At 58.6% G+C, this 12,576-nt stretch carries 12 protein-coding genes and 1 tRNA gene; 7 read left to right on the top strand and 6 right to left on the bottom strand.

The window, feature by feature from the left end; translation table 11 throughout:
* Positions 1 to 102: 102 nt before the first annotated feature.
* The 3 genes from LDH66_RS12645 to LDH66_RS12635 all read left to right on the top strand — a co-directional run bounded on the left by LDH66_RS12645 (position 103) and on the right by LDH66_RS12635 (position 2,644).
* On the top strand, positions 103 to 648 hold the full coding sequence (locus tag LDH66_RS12645; protein WP_226481430.1) for a hypothetical protein: 546 nt from the start codon (positions 103 to 105) through the stop codon (positions 646 to 648).
* Between the two features lie 116 nt (positions 649 to 764).
* Positions 765 to 1,877: an ABC transporter ATP-binding protein gene (locus tag LDH66_RS12640; protein WP_226481429.1), complete on the top strand. Its 1,113-nt coding sequence runs from the start codon at positions 765 to 767 to the stop codon at positions 1,875 to 1,877.
* Positions 1,874 to 2,644, top strand: coding sequence for an ABC transporter permease (locus LDH66_RS12635; RefSeq protein ID WP_226481428.1), 771 nt, complete (start codon positions 1,874 to 1,876; stop codon positions 2,642 to 2,644). The genes LDH66_RS12640 and LDH66_RS12635 overlap by 4 nt, the downstream gene beginning before the upstream one ends.
* Positions 2,645 to 2,925: 281 nt before the next feature.
* On the opposite strand, the gene LDH66_RS12630 is transcribed toward LDH66_RS12635, so the two are convergent.
* Positions 2,926 to 3,001, bottom strand: a tRNA-OTHER gene (locus tag LDH66_RS12630).
* Positions 3,002 to 3,643: 642 nt separating this feature from the next.
* Between LDH66_RS12630 and LDH66_RS12625 the strand changes: the two genes are divergently transcribed.
* Positions 3,644 to 4,621 carry a phosphotransferase family protein gene (locus LDH66_RS12625; protein WP_226481427.1) on the top strand — a complete coding sequence of 326 codons (978 nt, stop codon included), beginning with the start codon at positions 3,644 to 3,646 and terminating at the stop codon, positions 4,619 to 4,621.
* Positions 4,622 to 4,801: 180 nt separating this feature from the next.
* The gene (locus tag LDH66_RS12620; RefSeq protein WP_226481426.1) at positions 4,802 to 5,473 is read left to right on the top strand and encodes an FkbM family methyltransferase; all 672 of its coding nucleotides are present in this window, start codon (positions 4,802 to 4,804) and stop codon (positions 5,471 to 5,473) included.
* Positions 5,474 to 5,692: 219 nt separating this feature from the next.
* On the opposite strand, the gene LDH66_RS12615 is transcribed toward LDH66_RS12620, so the two are convergent.
* From LDH66_RS12615 to LDH66_RS12600, 4 genes are all read right to left on the bottom strand, one after another.
* Positions 5,693 to 6,244, bottom strand: coding sequence for a twin-arginine translocation signal domain-containing protein (locus LDH66_RS12615; RefSeq protein WP_226481425.1), 552 nt, complete (start codon positions 6,242 to 6,244; stop codon positions 5,693 to 5,695).
* Positions 6,245 to 6,709: 465 nt separating this feature from the next.
* On the bottom strand, positions 6,710 to 7,141 hold the full coding sequence (locus tag LDH66_RS12610) for a toxin-antitoxin system TumE family protein (protein ID WP_226481424.1): 432 nt from the start codon (positions 7,139 to 7,141) through the stop codon (positions 6,710 to 6,712).
* Between the two features lie 63 nt (positions 7,142 to 7,204).
* Positions 7,205 to 8,302 (bottom strand): CNNM domain-containing protein, encoded by a 1,098-nt coding sequence (locus tag LDH66_RS12605; protein ID WP_425492950.1) that lies wholly within the window; start codon positions 8,300 to 8,302, stop codon positions 7,205 to 7,207.
* 95 nt (positions 8,303 to 8,397) lie between these two features.
* Positions 8,398 to 9,504, bottom strand: coding sequence for a CNNM domain-containing protein (locus tag LDH66_RS12600; RefSeq protein ID WP_226481422.1), 1,107 nt, complete (start codon positions 9,502 to 9,504; stop codon positions 8,398 to 8,400).
* A gap of 92 nt (positions 9,505 to 9,596) precedes the next feature.
* Here LDH66_RS12600 and LDH66_RS12595 point away from each other — a divergent pair, with 92 nt between their 5' ends.
* Complete coding sequence (locus tag LDH66_RS12595; RefSeq protein WP_226481421.1) at positions 9,597 to 10,028, top strand: universal stress protein; 432 nt, start codon at positions 9,597 to 9,599, stop codon at positions 10,026 to 10,028.
* A gap of 175 nt (positions 10,029 to 10,203) precedes the next feature.
* On the top strand, positions 10,204 to 11,196 hold the full coding sequence (locus LDH66_RS12590) for a DUF7972 family membrane protein (protein ID WP_484549487.1): 993 nt from the start codon (positions 10,204 to 10,206) through the stop codon (positions 11,194 to 11,196).
* Between the two features lie 492 nt (positions 11,197 to 11,688).
* Here the strand turns inward: LDH66_RS12590 and LDH66_RS12585 are convergent, their stop codons facing one another.
* Positions 11,689 to 12,411: a ZIP family metal transporter gene (locus LDH66_RS12585; protein WP_226481419.1), complete on the bottom strand. Its 723-nt coding sequence runs from the start codon at positions 12,409 to 12,411 to the stop codon at positions 11,689 to 11,691.
* Between the last annotated feature and the right edge of the window lie 165 nt (positions 12,412 to 12,576).

Raw genomic sequence — 12,576 nt, 5'->3', positions numbered from 1 at the left:
AGACACTACAATGTGCGGGATCGGAACCTTCCGCCCGTCCTGAGATGCCGAATTACTAACGTAACCAACACTTTTGGACTCGTTCGTGGTACCGACGTCACGATGAGCGGCGAATCCAACACGATGGCTGCGTACGGACTCAGCGGGAGCACCGGGTGGCTCGTCGGCGGTGCACTCGGCGGCGCGATCGGCGCGGTCGCGTTCGGAATCGTCGTGTGGCTCGTCAATCCCGAGATCATCTCGAGCGCGATTCCGGCGCTCTACGGGCTCGACCTCGCCAGTCCCGTCGGCTGGGCGATCAACATCGCACACGGGATCGTCCTCGGAATCGTCTTCGGCCTGCTCGTCACGCGCGACCTCGTCCTCGGCGTCCTGAAGACCGACGTCGAGACCGACGCGCTCTCCCAGACCGGCATTCTCCTCCGGATGGTCGGTGCCGGTCTCGTCTACGGACTCGTGGTCTGGACGGTCCTCCCGCTTCTCGTTCTCCCCCTCTGGATAGACGCGGTCGGCGGCAGCGGCGCCGACGTCCTCACGACGGCCGCCACGGGCACCCTGCTCGGGCACACCCTGTTCGGAATCGTCCTCGGGGCCGTCTTCGCGGCAACGGTCGATCTCCACGACAGAACGGCCGAGGACCCGTTTTAGTCCGGGAAATTCGCCATCTTCGTCTCGAGCGGGACTGCCGTGACGTGTAAGATCGTTACCAGAATCGACGAGCGTTTATTGACTGACCGTTCAGTCAGAGGTAGAGAGTCCTTGCCATGAATGCGATACACGTCGACGGAATTACCAAGGAGTTCGACGGCGTTACCGCCGTCGACGACCTGTCGTTCGCGGTCGAGCGCGGCGAACTGTTCGGCCTGCTCGGTCCGAACGGGGCCGGCAAATCCACGCTGATCAATATGCTGGTGACGCTCCTGCCGCCAACGTCGGGAACCGCGACCGTCAACGGCCACGACGTCCGGTCCGAAAAGGGAGCCGTCCGGTCCAGTCTGGGCATCGTCTTTCAGGAACCCGCCCTCGACGAGGAGCTCACCGGCGCGGAGAACCTGGCCTTTCACTCGCGATTGTATGGCCAGAACGGGGCCGACCGAACCGACCGCATCGACGAGGTGCTCGCACTCGTCGGCCTCGACGCGGAGCGTGACGACCCCGTCGGCACCTACTCCGGCGGGATGAAACGCCGCCTCGAGATCGGCCGCGGCCTGCTGCACGAACCGGCGGTCCTCTTTCTCGACGAGCCGACCGTCGGCCTCGACGCGCGCACCCGCCGGGACATGTGGGAGTACATCGAACGACTGAACGAGGACGCCGGCGTTTCGATCGTCCTGACGACTCACTACATCGAGGAGGCCGAGCACCTTTGCGATCGCGTCGCGATCGTCGACGAGGGCGACATCGTCGCGATGGACTCGCCGGGAGCGCTCAAAGCGTCGCTCGGCGGCGACGTGGTCGCTCTCGAGTTCGCGGGCGACGACGTCCCGTCCGCGTTGCTCGAGCGACTCGACGAGCGATCGTGGGCCCGCGAGTACACCGTCGTCGAGACCGGCGTTCGCGTCACGGTCGATGACGGCGACGCCCGGATCGCCGACCTCGTCAGACTTGCCGACGAGACCGACGCCCGAATCTCCGCGGTCGACCTCCGCGAACCGACCCTCGAGAACGTCTTCCTCGACCTGACCGATCGGTCGGGCGCGAGCGACGAGCGCAGCGGGACTCGCCTCGAGGCCGGCGGCGATACCGGAGCGAGAGGCGATGCATCGACCGCTGCCTCGAGCGTGGGAACGAACGGCGACCGCTCGAACGCGAACACGGATGCGGACACCGATACGGGTGACCGCTCGAGTCGGGCCTCCACGGAGGACCGGCGATGAACGTCCTCGACTGGCAAGCGATCTACGGGCTCTGGCTGCGCGACACCAAGCGGTTCCTCCGGACGCCGTCGCGGATCGTGGGCTCGCTGGCGATGCCGCTGCTGTTTCTCGTCTTCATGGGGTTCGGGTTTTCGGGCGCGGCGATCCCCGGCCTCCCCGAGGACGTCGACTATCTGCAGTACCTCGTGCCCGGGATCGTCGGCTTCACCATGCTGTTCGGGGCCTCGTTCGCCGGGCTCTCGATCCTCGCGGATCAGGAGGTCGGCTTATTAAAAGAGATCCTCGTGGCCCCCGTGAGCCGCACGTCGATCGTCCTCGGCCGGATCGCGGGCGGATCGACGACGGCGCTCGTCCAGGCGCTGTCGATCCTCGGACTGTCGATTCCGCTCGGGTTCGCCCCCGTGAGCCTGCTCTCGCTGCCGATCGCCGTCGTCTTCCTCGCGCTGCTCGCGATCACGTTCGTCGGCTTCGGAATCGCGCTCGCCTCACAGTTCAGCGACAGCGAGGGGTTCGGCCTGATTGTCCAGTTCGTCATCTTCCCACTCTTTTTCCTCTCCGGAGCGCTGTACCCGCTCGAGGGACTCCCGAGTTCGGTGCGGTATCTGGCGTACGCGAACCCGTTGACCTACGGCGTCGACGGCCTGCGCGGCGTACTGGTTGGCACGTCGTCGTTCTCCGTCTGGCTCGATTTCGGCGCGCTCGTCGTCTCCTCAGCGGTGATGGTCGCGATCGGTGCGACGCTATTCGAGCGCGTCGAGGCGGTCTGAAGAGAGAACGTTCTCTTTGCAGTGACTAGTACTGGGATTCGATCTCCTCGAAAGCCTTTCCGTTGATTATTCATATACATCACGTCTCTCATGTGGACGCAACAGATGGAACCGATGGGGTTGTCTCTATAAACCGAAAATCGACGAGAGAAGGCGTGAGAAGTGCTCGGACCGGGATTTGAACCACTCCCGAGAACCTGCTCACTTCGTTCGCAGAACCTCGGTATAATTCAAATCCCTTTTCTAATTGCTGTCGCTCGCGGGCTTGCTCGCGACAGCAATGCGCGGACCGGGATTTGAACCCGGGCCATGAGCTTGGAAGCTTACATCCGTAACACGTACCGTCCGGTCTACCGCCGTTTTCAGTCGGTCGCGATCTCTCACCGCTACGGGAGAACTCAGCAATTGATCCGAACGATTACCCGAACGCGGAGGCAGAGTACATGATCGCTGATCCTTATTTCCCGACCGACGGAGGGTGTCAAAGAATGGTTGGCAGACACTTGCTACCTTATCATTAGATTCGGTAAGTACAGGATGCTCACTTAGCAGGAGACCTCCCTTTGTGAGGAAGACGAGGTCGTCCTCACGTATCAAGAGGCACCAACCAAGACGGAAGTCCCTCGATGGCATTCGGGATGGTACCATAGCGATGCTGCATCCATACCTGGACAGCAACGGTCACGTAGAACCACAGATTCGAGAGAGGGTCCTCTTCGTACCTCCTTAACTACTGGACTGATGCGTCCAGACTTCGGAGCACCATCTGCGCCGCAGCACTGTCAGTCGCAGTTCCGAAGTACATGTGGAATTCATGTTACACTCCAACTCGTCGTCTCAAAGCATCCTGATTAACATCCACAGTAGGCCTTACCAACAATCAAGAATCAATATGAATAGCCGCCAACCGACGACCGATCCAACAGTACAGCAGAGTATCCGAACTCCCGGGCAGAGTGTTCTCGGTATCCAGTCGATGAAGCACGGAGTAAACTAGTGATGAACGAAAATAATACGACAGACGAAGATATCACGGCAGGTCTCACCTATGCGTTCCCCGAGCGAGAGATCGAGGCGGTGCGTCCCGCGGGACTGTCTTGGAACGACCTAAACGAGACAGTTCGTGTCGAGTTCGCCGACGGTCGATCGGCGTTTCTAAAGGTCGCCAGAGATGACGATGGGTCCAGAATCACCCGGGAGTGTGCCGTTATCGACTACGTCGACACATGCTGTGACGTGGACGTGCCAACGGTGGTTGCAAGCGATGCGACCAGTGAACCGCCGTATCTCGCTACAGCACCGATGTGTGAGCGGACTCTCGCATCTCAATGGGAAGAATTGAGCAGGACTGAACGGACAACTGTCCTGCGACAAGTTGGGGGTGCCATCGCTGAGGTACACTCCCAAAAATTCGATCACCACGGGCACATCGTAGATGGTGATGCAGACGGATTTGTGGTAGACACCGGATCGTGGACCACCATCCTCGTCGAACGAATCGAGATGATGCGAGAATTAGCGTCGGCAGATCGCTTCGAACATTACTTCGACGAAGTGGTCGAGGCCGTCAACACAAATCACGAACGTCTTGACCTCGCACCAGCGACTCTCGTTCACGGCGATCCGGCGATGCCAAACATCTGTCGAAGCGAAACGACGTTCGGTTTCATCGATTGGGAAATTGCGCATATTGGCGATCCCGCCAGGGAGCTTCATAAAGCACAAAAGCGGTTACTCGAATCGGTGGATCGTGGAGACGACGAGCAACTCGTACGCGCACTTCACGAAGGGTACCGACAACGCGCGGGTTCCTTGCCAGCCGGCCTCGATGATCGTGCACCGATCTACGATGCAGTTCTGTTCCTCGGGACGGCTGGATACTTCGACAAAGTCGTCGACTCCTCCGACGACTCACCCGAGGAAGTTGCGAGGTGGATTGAGACAGAGATGACTGAACGACTTACAGCAATTCAATAGTTAGTAGTGGACGACAACAAGAACCGGCAGGCAGACGCTCCACACTGTTCCCGTCGGGCCGACAACGAGGAACGGTGGTCGTTCATTCGAATCCATGTTTCTATCAGGCATAATCACTATATCAGTTGATCATAACTGTCTGCTGTGCAGCAGCTCAGGGACCTCCGGAGATGGGTGTTCATGCGGTTCCAGCCGTCTGAGCGGGAACTGTCGTTTTCTCGTGGTAGTGTCTCAGCTGTGCAAATAGAGTATGGCGACTACGTAGAGTTGAACCGGGTCGGATCGGAATCGAGCCTGATCACCGAGCTGTGTTCACGCGCCAGCTCGGACGATGTCTTCTTCGACATCGGGGCGAACCTCGGGGTGGTCTCCGCCGCGGTCGCCACGCACACCAGGGCGACGGTCCACTCGTTCGAACCGAACGAATCGACGGCAGCGAAGTGTTGGGAAACGTTGCGACGCAACGGGGTCGAGCCGTCAGTATTCGAAGTCGCTCTGTCGGACGAAAACGGCACCGGACGCCTCGAAGCACCGTGGGAACACGGGCAAACCGCTGTGTCGGATGACGGTAGTATCGAGGCCACTCTCCGACGGGTGGACGATTTCGTCGACGACGCCGACCTCCCCACTCCCACTCTCGTCAAGATCGACGTCGAGGGACACGAAGCGGCAGTGTTGAACGGACTCAAACGCACACTGTCCAAACAGCAGTGTCGGACGATCTTCTGCGAGGTACACGACGAGCGCGGTATTGAGGTAGAGGAGGTATCTTCGCCACTCAGGCGCTATGGGTTCTCGGTGACGGAGTTTGAGACGAGAAAGTACACAACGATGCTCGTCGCCGAAAAATAGTGGGACTGAGGCACGTGAGATGGACTCCCGATGCGATTGATGTCGAGATGAGCCACGAATGGGCAATAACGAATGATCCGTGAATGGACCGCTGCTTCAAAGACAATTCTGCTCAGTACGCACATGTACGTAACGCCAATTGCGTACGCTGTCAGCTAAGCCGAAGAAATTAGAAAATTAGCTTCAATTCCGTCGCTGAGGCGGGTGACACCGCAATGCCTACTCAGTATTTTGCCACCAGTCTTCTGTGTCGAGAATATTGTCTTCCTCGTCCTCGCTAACCGGACTGGCGTTGACGGTGATGAGCCGGTTGTTGTCGCTAAATGGAGTCCATTCTTGGTTCATCTCGAACAACTGCGGTTGGTTCTGATCATCGTCGGCGTCGGGGATGAATCCAAGCTCTTCGTCATACTCGCCGATATTTGCGTCGTGTGCGACATACAACGGAACGACCTCGTCGGTATTGAGCCACCGAATCTGATATGTGTTGTAGTCCGAGAACCAGCTGTCCTGCACATCGCCGTAGTTCGGCGACCACTCGATAACCCCTGAGACGAACGTGAACCGGGCGTTCGGATGGAAGTTATCGACCTGAATGAGCGCTTTCCAGGCGTCGTCAAGATCGCCGAAGACTCCGTCGTCTTCCTGCGCCATCGCAGTTCCCGATGCACCGAGGGCAAGTGCGCCTGTCGCGAGCGCACCCTTCTTCATGAAGGATCGACGCGAATCGTCCGAATTACTGAGGACTAGATTCCTCTGTTTCTCTGGCATAACAGGATCCCTCCACCGAACAGGCACTCCCTTAAAGTGGTAAGATCTATGCTTGCGCTATGCTACACATGTATTGAAAACTACTCACGCTGTACTGAGCGATCACTACCGTCGTAAATCGCGCCGAATCTCGTGCGACATTCGCGCTATGTATTCAGCACAGCTCTGTCAATACCACCGGTAATTGACAGGAGTGCCACCGTTCAATTCGCAAACCTACTCATCAGTATGTTCGCTGTATAAGGGGCCGTAACTAACACTGTGGGAAGCGTTCTATGACGCCTTCGACCGACGACGAACTCGAGGACGTGACACCTGATGTGGTTTATGAGCGATTGCTGCGGTTCATCGGGCGACGCAACACAGACCGTCACTAAGATATTTACGGCGGGGTTGCCAGCGAATCCTAAAATCCCGTATTATGATCGTACCGAGATCGGATGATCCTCGAAAGTCGCGTTCGCGTCACTTCCACGGTAGTCCGACGGGAGTGGCTTCTAGAAAGTCGACGCCCTGGGACTGGTAGTTGCTCTCCGGCGAGGCCCGCTGCTGGAAGTGGTCGAACGGGATGTCCGACTCTTCCGGATGCGGTTGTCGGTGCCAGCCGCAACCGTAGCCCGACGACTCGACGTAGTGGAATTTGAACTGGTCGTCGATCCTGGCCGGATGTGTCCACCAGTTGATCTCGAGACTGGCTTCGTCCGCGTCGACGAATCCATCGACCAGGATCTGCGTATCGAAGTGAGCGACGAATTTCTGGTCGCAAGTCGGTCTGACGACTATCGTCTCAGTGGCGGGGTGGTGGTTCAGATTGATCCGTAACTGCTCGAAGGTCCGACCCCGACGACCGGAAAGGTACTCCAGCGCTTCGTCGAGCGGCTGATCGCCGAGGGGCACCGCCAAGACACCGATAACCAGACAGAACCCACTACGATCGCCTGAACGAGACGTCAGGTCGTTTCAGGTCCCGGTCGGGTCCGCACCGCGGCGCGCGCGTCCGGCCCGCTCGTCTATCGGATCTTCGAGGTCGCCCATGACCTCCTCGAAGGCGCCCGTCGAGGTCAGGAGACCAACGATCTCGCCGCCCTTAGTGACGAGGGCGAGCTCCTGATTTTCCGTCTGGAAGCGATCAATGGCGTCGTTGATTTCCTCCTTGGCCGGGAGCGTCATCGGCGACGCGGCGATATCTTCGATGCCGATGTCACCGCTCATGAGTTCCTCGAAATGGTTCGTGATCGTCGGGAGATAGACGATGCCGCGGAAGTCGTCCATGTCCTCGCCGACCACGGGGTAGCGAGAATGGGAGTGTTTCTCGATGAGCTCGAGGTTCTCCTCGGGGGTGTTCTCGGTCGAGAGCGCGATGATCTCCTCGCGCGGAACCATGATCACCTCGACCGGGATTTCGCCAACGGCCAGCGCGTTCATGACCTCCTGCCGGCGTTCCTCGGAGAGTTCTCCCTCTTCGAGAGCCGAGCCGAAGCGCTTGTAGAGGCCCGCACGCCCCTGCATGACGTCGGCTTCGGTTTCGAGCCACGCGCCGGTCATCTCGACGCCGAACAGCGAAAGCGTCCATTTCGCCGCCCCGTCTCCAAACTTGATGATCGGCCAGATGGCTCGCGTCCACCAGTACAGCGGCGTCGCACAGTACCGACAGACCAGTTTCGAGCGCTCAACGCCGAGATAGGTAGGGGTCTGCTCGCCGTGGGTCAGATGGACGAGGTTGACGATGAGAAACGCGAGGATGGCCCCTGCGCCGACCGATGCGAGAACCGTCCCACCGAACAGCGGTTCGAAGATGGCCGTGAGCGCGGGTTCGGCGACGATACCGACCGCGATGCTCGAGAACGTAATCCCGATCTGGCAACTGGTCAAATAGATCTCCAAATTCTGAGTCATCTCCCACGCGCGTTCGAGAGCGGTTCTTCCGGGTTCCACGAACTCCGCTTCGGAATACTGTCGGGCGCGGGTTAGCGCGAACTCGATGGCGACGAAAAACCCGTTGGCGAGAATGAGTAATAGACCGGCGATAAGCCTGATGGAGGCTTCGAGCGCGGTCATCGGCATACCAAGTTATACGAGTAGCAACACGGATAAACGGCTTGTCTGCAAACCGATTCTTCGCGCTACGACGGATCTTATCCTCACGAGATGTCTCAAGCCGGGTCGCTCTGGGAGTCTAGTCCCGATGCGTCGTCCCCGCGTTGTTCGCGCTGGTAGGCGTCAATTGGGTCCTCGAGTTCGCCCATCACTTCCTCGAAGGCGTCCGTCGAGGTTAGCAGGCCGACGACCCGTCCCTCCTCAGTGACGAGCGCGAGCTCCTGATTTTCCGTCTGGAAGCGGTCGATAGCGTTGCTGATTTCCTCGTCGGCCGGCAGCGTCATCGGTGGCTCGGCGAGGTCTTCGATGTCGATGTCGCCGTTTTTGAACGCCTCGAACTGGTTTGTGACCGCCGCGAGGTAAACGACCCCTTGGAAATCGTCAATGTCCTCGCCGACCAGCGGAAAGCGGAGATGTGGATGCTCCTCGATGACCGCGAGGTTTTCCTCAGGGGTATTGTTGGTCGAGAGCGTGACGATCTCCTCACGCGGCACCATGGTGTCACGGATGGGGATTTCCTCGACCACCAACGCGTTCATCACTTCCTGACGACGCTCTTCGGAAACCTCGCTGTCGTCAAGTATCGACCCGAGCTGTCGGTGGAGGTCCGCACGCCCCTCGATATCCTCGCCGTCGGATTCGAGCCACGCACCGGTCATCTCGACGCCAAACAGCGAAAGCGTCCCTTTCGCCACCCAGTCACCGACGCGGAGAATCGGTCGAATGACCCACGTGAACCAATACAGCGGCGTCGCGCCGTAGCGGCAGACCTGTTTCGAGCGCTCGACGCCGAGGTAGGTGGGGGCCTGTTCGCCATAGACCTTGTGTACCAGGCTCACGATGATGTACGCCAAGATCACGCCCGCGCCGATCGACGCGAGAACCGTCCCGCCGAACAACGGCTCGAACAGCGCTGCGAGTGCGGGTTCGGCGACGATACCCAGTGCGATGCTAGCGGCGGTGATGCCGACCTGACACCCGGTGAGATAGATTTCGAGGTCCTCGGTCATCTCCCACGCGCGTTCGAGACCGGGTTCCATGAACTCGGCTTCGGAATACTGTCGGGCGCGAGTTAGCGCGAACTCGATAGTGACGAAAAACCCGTTGGCGAGAATCAACGCGGCACCCGCGACGAGACGAAGGAGGATTTCGGGTGCTTGCATTCGGTATTGGTCCATCGACGTTGAGGCAAAAAAGCGTGAGGCCGTCTAACACAGGCGCACGCTTTTTGCCGTTCAGGAAAGAGGGCTTTGACGTGTACCGCGACGTCCTTATCCCGACGGATGGCTCTGACGCGAGCGTCACAGCGCTGGATCACGGGATGGAAATCGCGTCGAGTATGGGTGCCGAGGTGCATCTCCTGCACGTTGTAGACGTCGGGACAGAGATGTCCGCATCTGCCGTTGGCGACATCGCGGATGACCTCACCGAAGCACTCGATGAGGAAGCGGAAGAGGCGCTCGAGCAGGCCGAGCAAATGGCCGACGAGGCTGGAGTCACGTCCGAACGAGCCGTTCTCGAAGGATTTCCAGAAGACGCAATACCTCAGTATAGCGCCGATAACGGGATCGACCTCATCGTGATCGGAGAAAGCGAGGATTCGACCCTCACAGAACGACTCTTCGGGAGCACGACGGAGGACGTTCTCGAGTCGGTGACTACCTCGGTGCTGGTCGCTCGGGAATGAGTCCCGCTCGTAGAAATTACCGTTACTGCACCAGTCCATCAGAGAAAGAGAACCAGCCATAGGATGCTGGCCCTCCGGATGACGATTCAAGGTGAAACCGGTAGATCTGGACTCCGCTCGAGAGATGACCGTTGAACCGCGCTCCCCTGGCGAGCGTTTACATGCCTGAACTAGAATGGATAACGGACGATCACTCAGAGACTGGGTCCTGTTCAGCGCAAGCCGCTTGACCGTTACGGGAATACTGACGCTCACCTGCTTCGTTCTCCTTACGGTTTTCAGTATGCTTCCCATCCCTTTCCAGTCGATATTGACTGAGGGAGACACGGTCGAGACGCTGTTTCAGACCCTCGTCGGTGTTCTTATAACCGGAATGACGCTGGTCGTCTCGATCAATCAACTCGTCCTGTCCGAGGAATTCGGATCGCTGGGTCGACAACGCGAGCGGATGGATAAATCGATGGCGTTCAGGAAGGACTCCGAGCGGGAGTTTCAATGGACTGGTCCGCCAAAGCCGGAGCGGTTCCTCAGTACGCTCATCAACACGAGCGTCGATCGGGCCAAGACAGTACAGGAGGCCGTGAAAGGAAATTCCGACCAACTCCTTCGGAACCGGGTCGATCAGCTAGTCGATCGGATCACTACGAGCGCCGACGAAATCACCGACGAGTTGGAAGACGCGCCATTCGGAGAGTTCACGATAATGCAAGCCGCCCTCTCGTATAATTACTCGTGGAAGATCTACCTCGTTCGTCGGCTGTACTGGGAGCATCAAGAGAGTTTGAGTGACGAGGAACGAGAGGCGATCGACGATCTGGTCGATATCTTGGAGCTGTTCGGCCCTGCAGAGGAGTTTTTCAAGGCCCACTATCTCCAGTGGGAACTGGTCAACCTCTCCCGACGGATCCTCTATACGGGAATTCCGGCGCTCCTCCTCACGATCTATGCCGCACTCTATCTGAAGCCCGGGACCGTGTCAGGAACAGTACTCAGCGTCCCCGTACTCGTCTGGCTGATCAACGGCGGCATAACGTTCGCGTTGATTCCGTTCTTTATCTTCACTGCGTACGTCCTTCGGACGGCCTCTATCGCGAAGGAGTCGGGTGCTATCGGCCCGTTCGTCCTCCACGAATCAGAGCGAGCACCACTCATTAACTGGGACGATTGAGCTACCCCGACCGGGGCGGCGCATTATGGATCGCTGTGGGTAACGGGGTCGGACATCAGCCGTTGTCGGGTTCGGAGTCCGGTCTGGAATCGCTGGACGATCTCCGATTGGTGTTCCAGCCAGCTATTGGGACGCGACGATTGTTCCCTCCTGAACTTGTTCCATGTGATACATTGTATGGCGCAAGGCGACAGTTCGAATACAACTGACCGCTGGCCGGTCAGTGATACAAGATATCGACCACGCCGTCAACGAAGTCTCCGCCGGTGTCGACGATGCCTCGGAAGAGCGTGGTTCGGGTGTCCCGGTTGGTAGACGAGGACGGCAACGTAACAGATTAGCCGGTACGAGTGACACCGACCAATACAGGTGCAGGGGAAATGACTGTACTCGATCCGAACAACTATCTGGGAGAGGCATAGAAAACGACAACGATTCCAAACTTCTTGGGCGGCACTGGACCTGAGTCAGCGGTACGTACAGTTCTAAAGCTCAGTGCAACATATCGAGGAGAAAGATGAGAAGAAATCCGACGAAGAACAGCGTCGTGGATGTCGGTGTTTCCGGTACCTTCTGGGCTTTGACGAGGAGTTCCTCGGTTACCAAATAAAGGAGAGCAGCAGATCCGAACGCGAGTACGAGAGCGATTGGAGCGCCCGTAACGCCGTCGAACACGAGTACGCCAGTGGTCACTCCGCTTAACAGTAGAATCCCGAACCCGGCGGGGACGGCGAGTTTCTTCAGCGTACTCGTCTCTTCCGGGAGTGCTATGACGCCGGTTACGCCGAGAAAGAGGACCTCGATTGCGAGTGCCACTGCAATGAGAACTCCCGTGGCCGCCTCCGCCAGAAACGTCACACCGATCAGGACGCCATCGATCAGCATGTCGATACTCACGGTGATCAGCAGGCCAGCGGCACCCGCCATCTTTCCGCCGATACCTCGCTTTTCGACGTACTTACTGAGTCGATGGATGCCAAGCATGGTGGCGACACCGATCGCAAATCCAATGACAACCACGGTTGGAGCCCGTGTATGGACATCAGGGAGAAGTTCAGCGGCGACGGCGGCGAATACGACGCCAGCCGCGAAGTGCTGGACATTACTCTCCATTTGTGGTCCCGGTGTACGGTAGACAGCCAGAATCCCTCCGACGAGCGCGGCGACGACCGCCAACATCGTGTACGAAAGCGCCTGAGCTAGGGTCCCAACCATTCTACTAGTAATTATGCCTCAATCCGGGTAATGTACTCACCGTCAAATTCGGGGTAAAGAAATACCCCCGGTCGTACGCGGCCGTCGGTACCACCCTAGCGGACAAAAGATGGCCGTGTGCGAGGGCTCGGTATCAGTCCGGCCGACAACAATTGACAAACTCCT

The sequence above is a fragment of the Natrinema amylolyticum genome, from assembly GCF_020515625.1.
GTDB classification, from domain to species: Archaea; Halobacteriota; Halobacteria; order Halobacteriales; family Natrialbaceae; genus Natrinema; species Natrinema amylolyticum.
This window is presented reverse-complemented; position numbering and strand designations above follow the sequence as displayed.

Excerpts from the sequence above, each read along its gene's own strand:
- LDH66_RS12620 (WP_226481426.1), top strand. The coding sequence starts at position 4,802 with ATGCGGTTCCAGCCGTCTGAGCGGGAACTGTCGTTTTCTCGTGGTAGT.
- LDH66_RS12600 (WP_226481422.1), bottom strand. The coding sequence starts at position 9,504 with ATGCAAGCACCCGAAATCCTCCTTCGTCTCGTCGCGGGTGCCGCGTTG.
- LDH66_RS12590 (WP_484549487.1), top strand. The coding sequence starts at position 10,204 with ATGGATAACGGACGATCACTCAGAGACTGGGTCCTGTTCAGCGCAAGC.
- LDH66_RS12640 (WP_226481429.1), top strand. The coding sequence starts at position 765 with ATGAATGCGATACACGTCGACGGAATTACCAAGGAGTTCGACGGCGTT.
- LDH66_RS12605 (WP_425492950.1), bottom strand. The coding sequence starts at position 8,302 with ATGACCGCGCTCGAAGCCTCCATCAGGCTTATCGCCGGTCTATTACTC.
- LDH66_RS12635 (WP_226481428.1), top strand. The coding sequence starts at position 1,874 with ATGAACGTCCTCGACTGGCAAGCGATCTACGGGCTCTGGCTGCGCGAC.
- LDH66_RS12615 (WP_226481425.1), bottom strand. The coding sequence starts at position 6,244 with ATGCCAGAGAAACAGAGGAATCTAGTCCTCAGTAATTCGGACGATTCG.
- LDH66_RS12625 (WP_226481427.1), top strand. The coding sequence starts at position 3,644 with ATGAACGAAAATAATACGACAGACGAAGATATCACGGCAGGTCTCACC.
- LDH66_RS12645 (WP_226481430.1), top strand. The coding sequence starts at position 103 with ATGAGCGGCGAATCCAACACGATGGCTGCGTACGGACTCAGCGGGAGC.
- LDH66_RS12585 (WP_226481419.1), bottom strand. The coding sequence starts at position 12,411 with ATGGTTGGGACCCTAGCTCAGGCGCTTTCGTACACGATGTTGGCGGTC.